We start from the raw sequence: 18768 nt of genomic DNA on the forward strand, positions 1-18768 counted from the left end.
CATATGTTTCTGGAAAACAGATGTTTAGTTTTATTTTGTGGTAGGTGGTGTCTGAAAAAAGCCAAAATTTCTTAATAAAAACATAAGAAAACCTTAATGAGGCATGGAAGCAGACTGATCTAATTTTGCACCTAATCAAAAAGGAGATCATGAATGTATTTAAAATCCCTGTATCCGTAACTTACTTAACGGGAAGGGTATTACTTATTGGTGCAATATCGGCTTCACCGGTGTTCCTCGCTCAGAAAAAAGACAGCTTAAAAGAAAAATCCATCGACGAGATTGTTGTTGTCGGATACGGAACACAGAAAAAAAGTAAAGTTTCCGGAGCCGTTTCGGAGGCTTTGTTGGATAAGCTAACTTCCAGATCTTTGTCTGGAGTAGGAGAAGTTCTTCAGGGGAAAGCTCCCGGAGTAACTGTAGTGAACGAAGGTGGAGATCCTAACGGAGCACCGAAGGTCAATATTCGTGGTCTGGGAGGAATCAATGGAGAAACTCCTCTTTATGTTGTGGATGGAGTGGTTTTCAATGGAACACCCTCTATCAATCCGAATGATATTCAGGATATTTCTGTACTTAAAGATGCATCTGCGGCCATTTATGGAGCAAGATCTTCCGGAGGGGTTATTCTTATTACCACTAAAAAAGGGAAGAAAGGAAATCTAACAGTAGATTTTGATGTTAAGTACGGCGTAAACCAGGCATGGAGGCTGAAAGAATCCCTGAATGCGGCAGAATTTCAGGATGTGATGTACAAAGCCTATGAAAATGCGGGGAAACTGGGAAGTCTGCCAACTGCTTTTAATCCTAATCAATATCCGGACGGAAGAATTACCAGAACAGACTGGATGAAAGAAATTTTCAGAACAGGAACTATTCAGGAATACAATATTAATCTTAGTGGAGGAAGTGAGAAATCCAGATATTTTGTAGGCATGAACCACAGAAGCCTTGAGGGGATTTTACTGAATACTCAGGCAAAACGATACAATTTCAGAGTCAATTCTGAACATAAAGTAAAAGACTGGCTGACGATCGGAGAAAATATGTACTATAATTACTCTGACGGCAATACAGCCGATACCAAAAGTGGTTATACAGGTGCTTTGGTGGCGGCTATGTACTATCCGCCCAATGTTCCGGTATATACACCAAGTGGTGCTTTTTCAGGACTGCCGATTGATGTGGCAGGTGGTTACGGAGATATGATCAATCCTGTTGCTTATCTTAAAAGAATCAGCATCAGAAATCCTACCCACGAAATTTTAATCAACCCTTATGCTGAAATTACACTGGCGAAAGATTTAAAATTTCGTTCCAATTTCTCACAGACTTTTAAGCTGGGGGATGTAAAAAACTTTACATACAGAGTCCTTGAGATTGGGAAAATTTTTGATACCAATAATCTGGAATACCAATCCAATAATTCTTCAACAGCGCTTGCAGAACAATTGTTAACGTATAAAATCTCAGCAGGACAGCATAATTTCGATTTCCTTGGAGGTTTTACTTTCCAGAAAACAATTGATGAGGGTTTTGTGGCAAAATCATATGATTTCAGAAGTGAAGCTGAGGTTTTCCAGCACCTTCAGAACGCTGCGGATACCAATAAAGATGTTTCCAGTTACAGATTCAAACAGTCTTTGGTTTCTTATCTGGCGAGAGTAAATTACGACTATGCCGGAAAGTATATTGTAAGTTTATTGGGAAGGCGTGATGGCTCTTCACTGGTAGCGAAACAAAACAGATTTGCTAACTACTATGCCGTTTCCGGTGCCTGGGTGGTTTCGAAAGAAAACTTTATGAAAGATATCTCATGGCTTTCAAGTCTGAAATTAAGAGGAAGCTACGGTATTTTGGGTAATCTTGGAGGAATTTCACCTCAGGCAGTGAATCCTTTGATGACGAGAGATAATAATGTGATTTTCGGACAGGATCCTTCCCAGAATATTGCTTATTATGCCACCACACGTCCGAATCCGGACCTGAAATGGGGGAAGTCTGAGCAGACCAACTTTGGGGTAGATGCTTCATTCCTTCACAACAGCCTTTCTTTACAGTTCGATTACTTTGTGAAGAATTCCAAAGATCAGATCTTCAACGTAAGCTTGCCAAGTACGGCAACGTACAATAATCAGTATGTGAATGCGGGATTATTCCAGGATAAAGGGTACGAATTGGGAATCAATTATAACAAAGTAGTTTCAGGTGATTTCACGTTCTCAATAGGAGCTACGATGAGTCAACTAAAAAATACGGTGAAGCAGCTTGCCAATGTGGATGAGATCTTCATCAATGATAACGGAGTAAGAGGTGTATTGAAGCCAACCCGGGTGAAAGTAGGCGATCCTCTGTATTCCTTCTATGGTTATAAGACCGGAGGGATTTTCCAGACTCAGGAAGAAATCAACAATTATAAAGATGCCAACGGAAATCTTATCCAGCCCAATGCCAAGCCGGGAGATATCAAATTCCTGAAAAAGGAAGGAAATACCGGAGTGCTTAATAATAATGATTTTGTTAATCTTGGAAGTCCATATCCTAAGTTCTCCTATGGCTTTTCATACAATATGACCTGGAAAAACTTTGATCTGAATTTATTCTTCCAGGGCGTTTACGGAAATAAAATTTTCAACGGAATGAAGTTTATTTCGTTGAATCCGGGTGGAACGGGACAGAATTATAATATGGACAGAGATATCCTGAATGCATGGACGCCTCAGAATACGAATACCGATATCCCAAGACTGGTACACGGTGACCCAAGCGGCAATTATTCCAAAGTATCAGATTTCTACGTGGAAGACGGATCTTACTTAAGGCTGAAAAACCTTACCATCGGGTATTCATTACCAAAAGAATTGTACCATAAACTGGATGTAAACAAAGTGAGAGTGTATGTAACCACCAACAACCTGTTTACCATAACGAAATATACAGGATTTGATCCTGAAGTAGGAATGAACTCTTACGGAGTAGATACCGGAAGATATCCTCAGGCACGCTCATTCATCTTCGGAGTAGAGATCGGATTATAATTTTTAACCAACAAAAAGTAAAAAAATGAAATTTTTCAATAAAATATTGTTAGTATCAGGAATATCCGTAATGCTTTTGTCATGTACAGGCGAACTGGATGTTCAACCTGAAGGAACACCTACCGAAGCCAGCTTCTGGAAAACAGAAAACGATCTTATTACCGGGGCAAACGCGATGTACAAGCCTTTATTCGATGGTGAATTTTACGGAAGAGGTTTGTTCTGGTTTATCAATGCCAGTGATGATATGGTAACCGGAAGAGCAAAAAGTGAGGCAGATAATGCTAAAAACTTCAGCAGCAATTATATCGCGGCAGGTGATCTTGAAACTCAATGGAACAAAAGATATAATGTAATTGGAGTTGCGAACCGTGTGATCCGTAACGTTGATAATATTCAAACCTCTCAGGCAACAAAAAATAAATATCTGGGAGAAGCTCTGTTCATGAGCAGCAGAATGTATTTTGAGCTTGCCTATTCTTATGGAAATGAAAAAGCAGGAGTTCCTATCATCGACCGTTCAAAAGATCCGGATCCCAACCCGATTCCAAGAGCAGCCAACGTAATGGAAAATTACACGTACATTGTCAATGACCTGAAAAGAGCCGCTGAATTATTACCTGCACAGGCAGAACTTCCTGCAAAAGATTATGGAAGACCTCATAAAGCCGCAGCCTGGGCATTGTTAGCAAAAGTGTACCTGTTTATGAAAGACTGGAAGAATGCAGAATTCTGGGCCAACGAAGTAATGACCAAAGGAAACAGAGCTTTATTGGGTAATTTTGCTGATGTTTTCAAAGCTGAAAATAACTACAGTTCAGAATACATCTGGTCTGTTCCTGGAACTACAAAGTTTACTGCCTGGGGAAGTATTCTTCCAGGGGTAATGCTTGAAAACAAAGGATGGGGAGAATATAATGGATGGGGATATTTTCAGCCAACAAAAGAGTTATTTGATGAATACGAAACCGGAGACCTTAGAAGAAGTGCTACCATTCTTAAAATAGGAGACAAGTTTACCTTTAACGGAAAAGAAAGAACATACGCTTCTACCAATTCCCTTACCGGATATCAGTTTAATAAATATATGGATGCCTTCAAATATGAGCTGAAAAGTGGTCACGTAAGCGCCAACGGAGATTATCCGTGTACAGACCTTGCTGTTCCGATCATGCGTTACGCTGAGGTGATCCTGATCAAAGCAGAAGCTTTACTGATGCAGGGAAAATCTGCTGATCAGGAGATCAATATGATCAGAGCACGTGCAGGTTTATCTGCTAAAAACGGATGTACAATGGCTGATCTTAAACATGAAAGACGTTGCGAGCTGGCGGGTGAATGGGCAGACAGACACAGAGACCTTGTACGTTGGGGAGATGCGCAGGCTGCTTATGCTAAGCCTCTGCATGGTATCAACGGACAGGTAGTCTGGGCCGCAAGAAACTTTAATCCGGCTGTACATAATGTTTGGGCAGTTCCACAGGCTGAAATCGTAAACAGTCATGGGATCATTAAACAAAATGAAGGCTGGTAAAATTTAATCTTTATCTACAAGCCGCTATATCATTGCAGAACTTTCTGTGATGATATAGTTTTTTCAAAGGCAGGCCTTTCCATCTGGTCTGTAAAATAATAACGTTAAACGAATGAAACTATCAAAAATATGGGCTGTATTGGCCATTGCTGTTTTTTCTGAAAATCAGGCACAGAATTATCTAAATTATAATGTAGGGAATGCACATTCACATAATGATTATATGCAGGAGATCCCTTTCTGGCAGGCATATTATGCCAATTTCGGTTCTATAGAAGCAGATGTTTTTCCGGTAAAAGGCCAGCTTTGGGTTGCTCATACTGAAAAAGAACTTTCTCCGGACAGAACACTGGAAAGTCTTTATCTCGATAATATTTCAAAACAGATTAAGCTGAACAAAGGAAATATCTATCCTGATGCTGGTAAGAAACTTCAGTTGCTGATTGATATTAAGCAGGATTATAAAACTTCACTGGCAGCTTTAGTGAGTACACTGGAAAAATACCCGGAGATTACCGGAAACTCCGGAATTAAAATTGTGATTACCGGAGGAAGACCTCAGCCTGCAGATTTTAAGAACTATCCCAACTATCTTTACTTTGATGGAGATATTGACCAAAATTATTCTGAAGATCAGCTGAAAAGAATCGGAATGTTCAGTGCAGATCTTCCGGGATTGGTAAAATGGAACGGAAAAGGAATTCCAAGGGATGAAGAAACGCAAAAAATCAAAACTGCAGTAGACAAAGCCCATGACCAGCAGAAGCCTATTCGTTTTTATGGAGCTCCGGATTTTCCGAATGCCTGGGTAAATCTGATGGATTTAGGCGTAGATTATATCAATACCGATCATATTCCGGATCTCAAAAAATTCATGAACACGATTCCGAAAAACTTTTATAAGAATACAAAGGAATATGCCACTTATACTCCAACGTATCAGTCAGATGGTGTAGAGAAAAAAGTAAAGAATGTCATCCTTCTTATTCCGGACGGAACTTCTTTACCACAATATTATGCTGCCTTTACAGCTAATAAAGGGAAACTGAATGTTTTCAATATGAAATCCACAGGGCTTTCAAAGACCAATTCATCCAATGCCTATATTACAGATTCAGCACCGGGTTCTACAGCGTTCGCAACAGGAGTGAAAACCAAAAATACTTTTGTCGGAGTTGACAACATGGGAAAAGCACTGGCACAGATCCCTGATATCATTGCTGAAAAAGGAATGGTTTCAGGCCTGATTTCCACCGGAGATGTTACAGATGCAACGCCTGCTGATTTTTACGCCCATTCGGATAACAGAAACAGTTCGGAACCTATTCTGAAAGACTTTGCAGCCTCAAAAACAAAAATCCTGATCGGTGGCCCTACAAGTGGATTGTCTCAGGAAAATATACAGAAATTTAAAGATGCCGGAATCGATCTCTATCAGGATTTGAAATCAGTAACGAAAATCAATAACCGTACGCTGGTTATTGATCCTCTGGCCTCACAAAGAATCAGCAATGGAAGAGGAAACTGGCTTGCAGATGCCTTTGATCTTACTTTAAATGATTTAAAGAACAATAAAAAAGGGTTCTTTATGATGATTGAAGCGTCGCAGACTGATGGAGGAGGACATAGCAATAATATAGAACAGCTGGTGACAGAATTACTGGATTTCGACCATATTGTAGGGAAAGCTATGAAATTTGCTGACGAAAATAAAGAAACCTTAGTGATTGTAGTGGGAGACCATGAAACCGGAGGTTTAACACTTTTGGATGGCAGTCTGAAAGAGGGCTGGGTATTCGGAAATTTCAGTACGAATGATCATACTTCTATTCCTTCAAGTGTTTTTGCGTACGGGCCGAATTCAAAAGAGTTTACAGGACTGTTTGAAAATACTGAGATCTTCAACAAAATACTGGCAGCTTACGGAATTCAGAAGTAGCTTTTGATTTACACTTTTTTACTTTTACAAAGAGAGACTGTTTCCATCCGAAGCAGTCTTTTTTTTAATTTTCATTTTAAAAAAAGACCGTCTCAAAATAGAGACAGCCTTTGAATAAATCTAACAAATAATAATTTAGAAATTGGTGTTAACGATCAATTGAGAAAGTTCGGCATTCACAAAATCAATAGGCATTATTCCGAATGTACCCTGAGTATTGGTCTGGAAGAATGTTTTAAGTCTTGGATTGATATTATTGGATACGGTAGGAATGCTTGGGATCCCGAAGATTCCTGGTTTATAACCGCTGGTGAAATTCAAGAAAAGTTTACCATTCGTATCAGTTTTAGCTTCGTTAAGCAGGCGGGAGATGGCATTCCACTTATCATCATTGTTGGTCACCTTGTAATAATCCTGAACTTTCAGCTGTACGCCTGAGTTATTGATGTCAAAAGTAGTATTGTCAGCCCAGGGTGAAGCATTGATCCCCTTGGTTGTTCCCGAAGAAAACCTTCTTAATAACTTGATCTTTCCTCTTATAGCTCCCAGTGTGGGAATATTGGCTCCAAGATCCCATTTAGACGGATTTTTCTGTACATAAGAATCAAAAGTCTGTTCAAAAGTTCTGGTGGTGTTGGAAGCATCATATTCTTCTTTAACAGACATGATAATGGTTTCTGACGGATTGTTCTGAAGGAATGTATAACAGGCATTCAATACATCATCAAAATTCATATTCTGATAAATTGCACCATGATGAATGGTAAAAGCATTGTCAATATGTCTGCAGCGGATATCCAGAAAACGTACACCGGCATTCAGCTGTTCTGCAATGCTGAGATCCTGGGTTTTAGCCGTACCTGATACAACAGGGGCATCTATACGAGCTCCGGAATCATGAGTACCGGGAATTGATATTTTTGAAATAGAAATATTATCCTGAATACCGGCCATCCAGCTATTCAGAGAAACAGGCAGTAATGAAGCTCTGCCAGCTGTTTTTGTTAAAGAAGGGACATTGTTTTCGTTGGAATCCCTTTCCAGGATACTGTCGTTTGAACAGGAAAAAAAGATGGATGCAGTAACCACTCCGAGAGTGATGGCTGTCATACGTTTCATGCTTTGTTTGAACATAGTTTTTTTATTTTTAAAGTAGCTTAAAAATAAGAATATATCAAAGCATTAGGAGTTAATTTAACTTTAAGAGATAATTAAGTTGGTCTAAAGTAAGGAAGGTGGTTGAGGGAAAATAAATTTTTATTAACGCAAAGATTATTTTCTATTCTTAAAATATTGAGGAAGCAGAGATGAAATCAATAAATTGATTCTTTCTAAGCGGATGCATAACAATTAAGCTTCATCAGCGACATTGTCGCCTTCTTTGCTTTCTTTAAATAGAACTATAGAATTGTTTTCTTTGCGTTTTCAAAAGATATAGCTTTTCCAGATAGAAGTCTCTCTTAAAACGCAAAATCCTCCTTCAATCCGGGAATTTTGAACTTGTGGTCTCCGATAAAGAAATCATTCATTTTAATAAGAGCCGGGAATTTATGAGTAAATTCTTTATGTAAGTTTTCGGGTAGTTTGGTATCATCATCACAGGAGGAATATTCTCTGTCAACAATTACTTGGCCTGTAGAAAAATTAATTTCATTGGTGAAACTGAAATCACAGGTATCTTCAAAATGATCGTACAAACCTATCAGATAAAAATCTCCGTTCTGAAATCTGAACGTATGTTTATATTGCTGTGTATGCCTTGAATTGGTAAAAAACAGCTGTTCGATAACAATACAGTTATTTTTTATATTGATTGTAAGAGTATTATCAGAAGGATAAAATCCGAATCCGCTTGAAAAAATGATATCAGAATTTTCTTTCCATAGTTTCAGACCACTGTTTTCCTTTTTCAGAATATAGAAAACCCTTTTATAGTCACTTATACCTTCCGGGTTCTGCTCGTATGATGCTTTTATATTCGTATTAAATACCAGAACCGTTTCATCTTTTCCATCTTTGTCAAGATCGCCTTTGGCTTCTGCAATCTGAGTATAACCCTTCGGAACCGAAAAAATTTTCAGCTTCTGAGCAGATAAACCCGAAACAGCTAAGACAATCAAAAAGGAAAAGAAAGGTTTCATCATTATTATATTCAACTCGTTTAAACTTTTGTTTTTGAAACATTAAGATTGTATTAAGGTGTTGAGAGTATTAAAATGAGCTTTGCTTTTAAGCTTAAAAATCAGAATGATTCATCTTAACTATACTTTATTTCTTCAATTCTTCTTAATGTTTTTATTAAACAACTTCATTATAAAAATGTGGTAATCCGAAATAAAAATCATTTTTCAAATTACCACATTTTTATATTGTTAAATTAATGAGTCAGTATACTTTCAAGATCTTTCCAGAACATTGGATAAGACTTTTCCACTACATCTTCATCTTCAATATTGAGCTCGCCGATCAGACAAAATGGTGCAAGACTCATGGCCATTCTGTGATCCTGATAGGTCTTAATAGAAATATGGCTTTGTGGCTCTCCAAAACTGATTGATTTAATCGTCAAATCTGTGATCTCTGTTTCGGTACCCAGCTTTTTAAGCTCATTATATAAAGCCAGAAGCCTGTCGGTTTCCTTTACTCTTAAGGTCCCCAGTCCGGAAATCTCAAAAGGAATTTTTAAAGCGGCGGCTGTTACACAAAGAGTTTGTGCAATATCCGGACAGTCGTTCATATCCAGGACGATTTTTTCCGGGAAAGAAAAGTCGGGTTGAGGTTCAAGCGTTAGTTGATGCTCATCTTCAGAAAAAGTAGTTTTAATCCCGAAGAACTTTTCGTAGATATCAGCAATGGCAGAATCTCCCTGTGTGGATTCTTTATAAAAACTTTTCAGATGGATTGTTTTTCTTCCCAATGCACAGATAGAGTAGAAGTAAGAAGCCGAGCTCCAGTCGCTTTCCACTTCATAATGTACTACTGCGGAATTGTCAGGAGTGAAAGGTTCTACTTTGATGGTATTTCCTTCAAAACTGCTTTGAATACCAAATCTGGTCAGGATATCAAGCGTCATTTCAATATAAGATCTTGAAGTAACGTCACCCACAAGATTAATCACCAATCCATTCTCAAGTTTTCCTGCTATAAGTAGCAGTGAAGTGATAAACTGGCTTGAGATATTCGCAGGAACATTTACCGAAGTCTGGGTGATTTTTCTTCCTGTAATTTTTAAAGGGGGAAAACCTTCATTCTCCATATATTCAATTTCCACTCCAAGATCTCTCAAAGCACTTACCAGATTTTTGATAGGTCTTTCCTTCATTCTTCCGGAACCTGTAAGAACAGTTGTCTTTCCTTCCTGAATAGAATAATAAGAAGTAAGAAAACGCATTGCCGTTCCTGCATGGTGGATGTCCACGGTTTCTGTGTTCTCAGATAATGCTTTTTTCAGCAGCTGAGTATCCTGGGAATTGGATAAATTCCCGATTTTTATATTACTAAACAGGCTTTCCAGAATCAATAAACGATTCGAAATACTCTTCGAACCGCTGATCTGTAATGTTTTATCTCCCAATAATTTTGATTTTTCTAGCTTCATTATGATCTACATTTCTAAAAAAATAATGAGTTACAAATTGATGTAGTATTCATAACTCATCATTTATATTTATTTCAATTTTTCGTTGTTCTGATGCCGGTCTTTATCACGGTCAGTTTTTATTTTCATTTTTCTGTCGAAAGCATCCTGCAGATTGACTCCGGTTTGGTTGGCCAGGCATAACGTAACAAAAAGTACATCTGCCAGTTCTTCCCCAAGATCTTTAGTCTTATCACTTTCTTTTTCGCTTTGCTCACCGTACCTTCTGGCAATGATCCTTGCTACTTCACCCACTTCTTCTGTCAGCATGGCCATATTGGTAAGCTCATTAAAATACCTTACACCGATGGTTTTGATCCATTCATCTACCTGCTGCTGTAACTGTGTAATTTCCATTATTGATAAGCTCCTAAAGTTGGGTTAGTGGTTCTGGAAACATTAACGATATCAAAAGGTACCGTTGCTGCAACAGCCGCATTTCCTTTTCCAAGAGCCGGAGAACCAGGTTTTACCCTTAAATTCATTTTAGCCATAAAATAATTGACAAACTGTGGTTCTGCATTCTTGACCGTTTGTATCACATTCGGATTATTGTCAAAAGTGAAACCGGATCCTGTTGCACTGGTATATTTGATTAATGAATTTTGAAGTAAGAATTCAAACTGCTGCCCTGGGGTTTGTTCAAAATGAACAGCATCATCCCTGTCAGAATACACAATACTGTTTTTGATGTCAAGAAGCTGCAAAGCGCCCTGCTGTGATTGCCCCGCATCATTTTTCCATTCATTGGCTGCAAAAATTCCTGCTCTGTCAAAAGAACTCATCGTCCTGGAGTAATTGGCAATCGTAGCGTGAGTATAGCTGTGTTTTCCACCAAGGAAAATACCGATACATGATAAACCGCAATTGTTCATGACAAGATTATTGGCATTCACGGTAGAACCCACAGCATAAATTCCATATTCAAAAAAAGTATGGATGAATGAATTGGTAATGGTAGCATTGGTTTGCTTCATATCCAGTCCTCTTGTACCTCCGAAAAGTCTTGCATGGTTCATCTTAAGGGTAGAATTGGCCTCCATTTTAATAGAATTCCAGTTTTTAGGAATCGTATCATAATAAGGATCATTCCTGTCTCCGCGAAGAATCACCTGATCGGCCTGAGTACCGTTGATATTTAAAAAAGCTCCGGAAGAAACTTTCATTCCGCTGTTTTTGTGGAAGTATACTTTCGTTCCGGGATTGATATCCAATGTTATATTAGGATTAATGGTAAGATTTCCGTAGATGATCTTTGCTTTATCATTATTCCACGTTGTGGAACTGGTAATTACATTCGGGTTGCCGGGAGTCTGAATAAAAAATTCTGCATCCTGAACGACAGAAAATAAAGTTACATGCTGTTGTCCTGTTGGACCGGTAAAAAGAACTTTGTCTTCTGCTATGGCCTCTGGTCCTGTAGCTTCCGGGGCAATTTCAACAAAAATATAAAGACTGTCTTTCTTTCTTAAAGGAACATTCTTAAAATCATATCCCGGTTTTCCATCTACATTGATTCTATATAATGAAGCGGCTCCTTTTTCAAGGTTCACTCTTGGGATCATAATATCCTTATCTTCATTATTATATACTTTTACAACATAAGTTTCTGAACGTACCTGATGGTATACCGTATCACAAAATACCGTATCTCTTGAGAAACGAAGTTCCTGCGTAGGGCTGTCAAACGTTATGTCATCTTTATTACATGATACTGCTACAAGTAACATCCAGAAGGAAAAAGCCAGTAATAATTTGAATTTCATTGAAATTAAAGTTTAAGTAAGTTCCAAATTTAACGAAAATACTTTAAATTTCTTATCAATAAAAAAATATTGAATTCAGTATTTGGAATTTTAAAAAAATGTTGTATTTTTGCAACCTAAAATTTAGCAGAGAAATATCCATTACTATTTCGAAAGCAAACTTTAATTTTTTTAAAAATAGTATTATGAAAAACGGAATCCACCCAGAAAATTATAGACTTGTTGTTTTCAAAGATATGAGTAACGACGAGATGTTTCTTTGCAAGTCTACTGCAGAAACAAAAGACACTATCGAGTACGAAGGACAAGAGTATCCTCTAATCAAAATGGAAATCTCTTCAACTTCTCACCCTTTCTACACTGGTAAAGTAAAACTAGTTGACACTGCAGGTAGAGTTGATAAGTTCATGAACAAGTATAAAAAATTCGCTAAGTAATTTTTGTACATTAAAAATATTAAAGTCTTCCAATTTTTGGGAGACTTTTTTTATTGTAAATTTGTTGATCTTGAATTTTAAACCTTAAACTTAAAAACTGAATGATGCAGTTGGTATTTTCAGACGCACAATACTGGGAAGATTTTCTTCCGCTTACTTTTACCCGCCCGGTTGCTGCTATGCGATGCGGAATCCTTACATTTTCTGAGAGATGGCAGAAAATACTTGAAAACACTGAGGTAACTTATTTCACAGAAATATATCTTCAGGATAAATTTAAAAGCCCTGAGGAAAAAGAAAGCCTTTTTCTTGTTCCGAATTTCCTGCCAACAGAAAACGTAATCCAACAAATTAAAGATCTTAAGCAAGGGGAGGCGCTGGTGTACGAAGACGAATTAATCGCCGCAAAAATCAATATGAAAGGTTTTTCTCTGAACCAGATTGAGAAAATGACAGATATTAAGGAAGATCTTGTTTTCTTTAAAAGGCCAAAAGATCTGTTTACCTATAATCATCATGCGATTGATTTTGACTTTGATCTGCTTACCAAAGGAAGAACTTCACAGGAATTGTCTTCAACCAATGGTTTCTTAGGTGATAAAAAAGATCTGTTTATTGAAGAAGGAGCTTATGTTGAATTCTCTACCATCAATACAAAAACAGGGAAGATTTATATCGGTAAGAATACTGAAGTGATGGAAGGCTGTCATCTTCGCGGGCCAATCGCTCTTTGTGATGATTCCAAATTTAATCTTGGGGCTAAAATTTATGGAGCTACCACAATTGGTCCTCACTGTAAAGTAGGTGGGGAAGTAAATAATATCATTATATTCGGATACTCCAGTAAAGGGCATGAAGGTTTTGTAGGAAACTCTGTGATTGGCGAATGGTGTAATTTCGGAGCGGATACCAATTCTTCAAACATGAAAAATAATTATGGAAATGTAAAATTCTGGAACTACAGAACAAAATCATTTGAAGATACAGGATTGCAGTTTGCAGGTCTTATTATGGGAGATCATTCCAAAACAGCTATCAATACACAATTGAATACAGGAACGGTAATCGGTGTTGCTTCTAATATCTTCAAACCAGGATTTCCACCTAATCTTGTGGAAAACTTTTCATGGGGCGGACTGAAAGATGATGAAAGATTCAAACTTGATAAAGTATATGAGGTAGCAGAAAGAGCCATGGCAAGGAGAAAAGTAGCTTTATCAGAAGAGGATAAAGCGATTCTGAAACATATTTTTGACACGTATTAATTCAATAAAATAAAAAACTTCAAATTTTTTTGAAGTTTTTTTATTTTTGATGTAATAGATAAGTAACTGCAATTGTCTTACCTATAAGAAACAAAACTCATGACCCAAGAAACTTTCAAGAATACGGTGTTTATTCTCAAAGACGAGATGTATCGTTTTGCGAAACGGTTTGTCATGAGCAGTGATGAAGCAGAAGATGTAGTACAGGATCTCATGATGAAGTTTTGGCAGAAGAGGGATGAGCTTGAGCAATTCGGGAATTTTAAATCCTATGCGCTGAAGTCGGTCCGGAACGAATGCCTGAACAGATTGAAGCATCACGACGTAAAGATCGGTTTTGCGGATATGCAGCTTCACCGCTCGGAGCTTTATAGTATGGAAGTTGATAACCTTAAGGAACATATTGTAGGATTTATCAATCAGCTCCCTGAGAAACAGAAGATGGTCATCCACTTGAAAGATGTAGAAGAATATGATGTTTCCGAAATTTCTGAAATGCTGGAAATGGAGGAAAATGCAGTAAGGGTAAACCTGATGCGTGCGAGACAAAAAGTAAAAGAACAAATTTCACAACTGATGAGCTATGAAAAAAGATCAATTACAAGATAAATACAACGAAGTCTTCCGGGAGATCAAGGAAGAAAAAATGGACTGGAGCTTTGAGGACTTTCTTCACACTGCAGAAAGTACGGAAGCTGAACAGGATGCTGTACCTATTATTCCATTGGACGAAAAAAAGAAACCCTCTTTTCCCAAATGGTTCTGGATGGCCGCCAGTGTGATGTTGGTATTTGGAATCGGCTTATTTCTTAATGATAATAATTCCGGCACAGCAGATGTGCAGGACAGAGAAAAACTCGTAAAAGATGAAATCTTAAAACAAAAGTCCGGGTTTATGGAAGAAAACAGTGATCACCAGGAACAAGTAGCGGTGAATCATACCGATTCTATTTCCGGAGTGAAAAAAGATTCTGTTTTTCAGGATAACCAGGTGGCAGAGAAAGATGTAATGGATGAAATTCTGCCAAAAAGAGGAAGGCTTAAAAAAGAAAGAAAACCCAGATATGTTGATAATTCTTCCTTCCTGGGTAAAAATTTAAATGATTCTGCAACAGCATACAATGATTCTTATGTCATTGTAAACGGAAAAAGAATCAGCAGTGAAAAAGAAGCTATAGATGTTGCAAAATACTCCTTTATGAAGTTAGGAAGTGAGTTAAAAAAAACAGTAGCATCTTCTCAAAAAAATGAAAATCTTGACAGCGAATACTAAAAATCAGATCAATCTCATGAAAAAAATATTTTTTATAATAGCCATAATGCTGAGCAGCTTTGCAACTTATTCTGCACAGACTGAGAAATTAGACAAGCTTTTTCAGGATTTTGAAAAAAGAGGAAGAGTAACCTCTATCAACATCAAAAAACCGATGTTCAAGCTATTGAATACCATTGATGTTAATGATGCCTATATCGGAAAGATAAAACCTATACTGAACGATGTAGAAGGACTTAAAATTCTGATTATTCCTAAAATTACTTTCCCGGATCGTTTAAAAGATGAAAATCTTGCGAACATAAAAATGAATGAAGAAAAAACAGAGAGAATAAACAAGGCTTTAAACGCTCTCAACTTCAATGAGCTGATGTCCATGAGCAGTGACGGAACTTCTATGAAATTTCTGGCTGAAGAAGAAAAAGACAACTATCTGGAGAATCTGGTTTTTAATGTGGATTCCAAAGAAGAGAATATCATTTTTATCCTCAATGGAAAGATGAAGCTGTCGGATGTTAATAAGATCATTAATTCTGGTGAAACAACTACATCTTCTGTGACGAGTTCTGTAAGAAATGACCTTACATCAGGCAATACCTCTTCTTATCTGAATGGAGATAACAGGAATGTAGGCCAATTTTCAAAAATAGATGCCAGCGTGGGAGTAAATGTTACCTTCAAGCAGGAAAATACCAGCAGTGTAAAAGTAATTGCAGATGCAGATAAACTTCAATATGTTATCACCAAGGTGGAAGACGGAGTATTGAAAATATACGTAGACAATAAGGGAGTCCGTAATCTGAGATTTAAAAATCTTAATGTTAATGTTTCTGCTCCTTCTCTTCAAAGTATAAAAACTTCATCCGGAAGTATTTTTACAGCAGTGAATCCTGTTAATGAAAATAGTATGGAGATTGAAGCAGAGTCAGGTTCTGTTATTAAAGGAACTTTTAATGCGAGACAGGCTGCCAATGTTACAGCGAGTTCCGGAGCTGTTTTGACTGCTGAACTTACCACACAGAAACTGGCTTTGGATACCTCAAGCGGAGCAAGTGTAAGCTTATCCGGAGAAGCTGTTTCCGCCGTGATAGAAACGAGCAGTGGCGCTTCGTGTAAAGCAGATGACCTTAAAATTGCCACGGCAGTAGCTGAATCTACTTCGGGAGCAAGTCTTTCCTTATTGGTTACAGACAAACTGAAAGTAAATGTTTCTTCAGGAGCCGATGTAAAATTGAAAGGAAACCCTGAGCTGGATGCTAAAGTAGATAAAATTTCAGGAGGAAGCCTAAGGCAAATCAAGTAAAAACTAAAAATGATATCAACATCCCAAAATGATTAATTCCGTTGCTGTTCAATAATCCTGATAACTAATCCCCAAAACTTTTACCGCATGGAGAAATTAATAAGAGAAGTCCGGGTCCTTAAAATCTACGCCGCTGTACTTACCGTACTATGTGTAATGTTTTTCCTTCTTGCTTTTAAAAATCAGTCTTCCAACGAACGTTTCAAAGAAATAGATGTAGAACGTATCAATATCGTTGAGAAAGATGGAACTTTAAAGATGGTTATCAGTAATAAGGAGCGTCAGCATCCCGGATTGGTGAATCATAAGGAAATGAAACCCCGTGAAAGAGAAGCAGGACTTATTTTTTTCAATTCCCTGGGAGATGAATGTGGAGGGCTTGTGTATGACGGCAATGAGAAAGAATCCGGAATGGTCTATTCTGTAGACCAGAGAAATACAGATCAGATTATGCAGCTTCAGTATTTTGAAGGTTCAGGAAAAGATAAAAAAAGAGTATATGGTTTAAAGCTCTGGGATCGACCTGATGATTTCCCGATGGAGGATATTATTAAGGCTGCTGATTCTATAAAGAAACTGAATAATCCGGAAGCTTCAAAAAAAGCATTCGCACAACTACAGGAAAAAGGTAAACTGGGAAGTGAACGCTTTTTTGCAGGCAAGACAGCCAATGGTGATGTAGGCATATTTATCCGCGATAATAAAGGGAAAGTAAGATTAAAATTATACATCGATAAAAATAATCAGACCCATATTGAGAATATTGATGAAAATGGAAGTCTCATCAAATAGATCTTACATGATCATATTTAACCTATAAATAAAGTAGTTTCAAACTTATTCAATTATTTTGTACCGTAACCGTTCTTACAAAAGGGCGGTTTTTCGATTTAAGTTATTGATTATTAAATTTTATTTAAACTATCAAAAAGGATTTTCATATCTCACCAAAATAACCTAATTTTGCAAAGAAAGTAAAGATGTCTATTCATAACAAAATTGTAGAGACAGCCATCACTTTCGATGACGTTCTTCTAGTCCCTTCTTATTCAGAAGTTTTACCTAACCAGGTTTCATTAAAATCAAGACTTACCGACAAAATCACGCTGAATGTTCCGATAGTTTCCGCTGCGATGGACACTGTTACTGAAGCTGATCTGGCCATTGCTTTAGCAAGAGTCGGAGGGTTAGGATTTATCCACAAAAACATGACAATTGCTGAGCAGGCAGCTCAGGTAAACCGTGTAAAACGTTCCGAAAACGGAATGATATCTGATCCGGTTACGCTATCTAAAGATCATACTTTAGGGGAAGCTAAAGATCTTATGTCAAGATATAAGATTTCCGGCCTTCCGGTAGTGGATGCTGATAATGTTCTGATCGGAATTATTACCAACAGAGACGTAAAATATCAGGAAAATCTTGATATGAAAGTGGAAGAGATTATGACCAAAGATAATCTGATCACTTCAGATAAAGATACCAACCTTGAAAAGGCTAAAGAAATCCTTCTTAAAAACAGAGTTGAAAAACTTCCTATCGTAGATAAAGATAACAAACTTGTAGGTTTAATTACGATAAAGGATATCGATAATCAGTTGGAATATCCTAATGCTAATAAGGATCAAAACGGACGTCTTATCGTAGGAGCCGGAGTAGGTGTAGGAGAAGATACATTAGCGAGAATTGAGGCTTTAGTACAGGCTGGAGTTGATATTGTAGCCATTGATTCTGCACATGGTCATTCTAAAGGAGTTTTAGATAAAATTTCAGAAATCAGAAAAGCATATCCGAACCTTGATGTTGTAGGAGGAAATATCGTAACTGCAGAAGCTGCTAAAGACCTTATTGAAGCAGGAGCCAACGTGCTTAAAGTTGGAGTAGGACCGGGTTCCATCTGTACAACAAGAGTAGTTGCAGGAGTAGGTGTTCCTCAGCTATCTGCTATTTATAACGTTTACGAATATGCTAAGTCAAAAAATGTAACGGTAATCGCTGATGGTGGAATCAAACTTTCAGGAGATATCGTTAAAGCTATTGCGAGTGGTGCAGGAGCAGTAATGCTTGGTTCTCTTTTAGCAGGTACAGATGAGGCTCCGGGAGAAGAAATTATCTTCCAGGGAAGAAAATTCAAATCTTACCAGGGAATGGGAAGTCTTTCAGCAATGAAGAGAGGTGGTAAAGAAAGATATTTCCAGAGTGAAGCTAAAAAATTTGTTCCGGAAGGAATTGAAGGAAGAGTTCCGCATAAAGGAAAACTGGAGGATGTGATCTTCCAGTTGACAGGAGGTTTGAGAGCCGGTATGGGATACTGTGGAGCAAAAGATATTGAAACACTTCAAAAAGATTCCAAACTGGTAATGATTACAGGAAGCGGATTGAAAGAATCTCACCCTCATGATGTAATTATCACACAGGAAGCCCCAAATTATTCTTTATAAAAATATAATTGAATTTAAATATGAAAAACCGCACAATATGTGCGGTTTTTTTATTGTATGTCTCGTCCTGAAAAAGGTTGACTAAAAAACCATAAAATTAGTCACCCTTATGAATCTAAAAAAACCATCGTCCCC

15 protein-coding genes are annotated in these 18768 nt (G+C 37.5%); 10 read left to right on the forward strand and 5 right to left on the reverse strand.

All coding sequences use genetic code 11. From position 1 onward, the window contains the following. Positions 1–149: 149 nt before the first annotated feature. From AC59HC_RS22275 to AC59HC_RS22285, 3 genes are all read left to right on the forward strand, one after another. Positions 150–3038 (forward strand): SusC/RagA family TonB-linked outer membrane protein, encoded by a 2889-nt coding sequence (locus tag AC59HC_RS22275; RefSeq protein ID WP_496559396.1) that lies wholly within the window; start codon positions 150–152, stop codon positions 3036–3038. A gap of 25 nt (positions 3039–3063) precedes the next feature. Beyond that, entirely contained in the window at positions 3064–4572 is a 1509-nt protein-coding gene (locus AC59HC_RS22280; RefSeq protein ID WP_330744017.1) for a RagB/SusD family nutrient uptake outer membrane protein, read from the forward strand. A 112-nt stretch (positions 4573–4684) separates the two neighbouring features. Next, positions 4685–6511: an alkaline phosphatase gene (locus AC59HC_RS22285; RefSeq protein WP_496559397.1), complete on the forward strand. Its 1827-nt coding sequence runs from the start codon at positions 4685–4687 to the stop codon at positions 6509–6511. Between the two features lie 135 nt (positions 6512–6646). Here AC59HC_RS22285 and AC59HC_RS22290 read toward each other — a convergent pair whose 3' ends face one another. The 5 genes from AC59HC_RS22290 to AC59HC_RS22310 form a co-directional block, all read right to left on the reverse strand. Next, the gene (locus tag AC59HC_RS22290; RefSeq protein ID WP_496559398.1) at positions 6647–7645 is read right to left on the reverse strand and encodes a phosphatidylinositol-specific phospholipase C; all 999 of its coding nucleotides are present in this window, start codon (positions 7643–7645) and stop codon (positions 6647–6649) included. Positions 7646–7971: 326 nt separating this feature from the next. After that, a complete protein-coding gene (locus AC59HC_RS22295; RefSeq protein WP_202841605.1) occupies positions 7972–8655 on the reverse strand; it encodes a hypothetical protein in 684 nt (227 codons plus the stop codon). Between the two features lie 233 nt (positions 8656–8888). After that, positions 8889–10109, reverse strand: coding sequence for a 3-phosphoshikimate 1-carboxyvinyltransferase (locus tag AC59HC_RS22300; RefSeq protein WP_496559399.1), 1221 nt, complete (start codon positions 10107–10109; stop codon positions 8889–8891). 69 nt (positions 10110–10178) lie between these two features. Further along, positions 10179–10505, reverse strand: coding sequence for a nucleotide pyrophosphohydrolase (locus AC59HC_RS22305; protein ID WP_047385875.1), 327 nt, complete (start codon positions 10503–10505; stop codon positions 10179–10181). Further along, positions 10505–11914 (reverse strand): hypothetical protein, encoded by a 1410-nt coding sequence (locus AC59HC_RS22310; RefSeq protein WP_395971839.1) that lies wholly within the window; start codon positions 11912–11914, stop codon positions 10505–10507. The genes AC59HC_RS22305 and AC59HC_RS22310 overlap by 1 nt, the downstream gene beginning before the upstream one ends. Before the next feature lie 185 nt (positions 11915–12099). On the opposite strand from AC59HC_RS22310, the gene AC59HC_RS22315 reads away from it, so the two are divergent. The 7 genes from AC59HC_RS22315 to guaB all read left to right on the forward strand — a co-directional run bounded on the left by AC59HC_RS22315 (position 12100) and on the right by guaB (position 18633). Continuing rightward, on the forward strand, positions 12100–12351 hold the full coding sequence (locus AC59HC_RS22315) for a type B 50S ribosomal protein L31 (protein WP_062702555.1): 252 nt from the start codon (positions 12100–12102) through the stop codon (positions 12349–12351). 104 nt (positions 12352–12455) lie between these two features. Continuing rightward, entirely contained in the window at positions 12456–13616 is a 1161-nt protein-coding gene (locus tag AC59HC_RS22320; RefSeq protein WP_202844178.1) for a putative sugar nucleotidyl transferase, read from the forward strand. A 99-nt stretch (positions 13617–13715) separates the two neighbouring features. Beyond that, on the forward strand, positions 13716–14225 hold the full coding sequence (locus AC59HC_RS22325; RefSeq protein ID WP_002976192.1) for a GFO_1088 family ECF-type sigma factor: 510 nt from the start codon (positions 13716–13718) through the stop codon (positions 14223–14225). Further along, on the forward strand, positions 14200–14889 hold the full coding sequence (locus AC59HC_RS22330; protein ID WP_343642415.1) for a hypothetical protein: 690 nt from the start codon (positions 14200–14202) through the stop codon (positions 14887–14889). Before AC59HC_RS22325 ends, AC59HC_RS22330 begins: the two co-directional genes overlap by 26 nt. A gap of 16 nt (positions 14890–14905) precedes the next feature. Beyond that, a complete protein-coding gene (locus tag AC59HC_RS22335) occupies positions 14906–16192 on the forward strand; it encodes a DUF4252 domain-containing protein (RefSeq protein WP_228406597.1) in 1287 nt (428 codons plus the stop codon). Between the two features lie 87 nt (positions 16193–16279). Next, positions 16280–16984 (forward strand): hypothetical protein, encoded by a 705-nt coding sequence (locus AC59HC_RS22340; RefSeq protein ID WP_110011688.1) that lies wholly within the window; start codon positions 16280–16282, stop codon positions 16982–16984. Between the two features lie 188 nt (positions 16985–17172). Further along, the gene (guaB, locus tag AC59HC_RS22345) at positions 17173–18633 is read left to right on the forward strand and encodes an IMP dehydrogenase (protein ID WP_110011687.1); all 1461 of its coding nucleotides are present in this window, start codon (positions 17173–17175) and stop codon (positions 18631–18633) included. Positions 18634–18768 lie beyond the last annotated feature (135 nt).

This window comes from Chryseobacterium sp. DZ-32, from assembly GCF_059587025.1.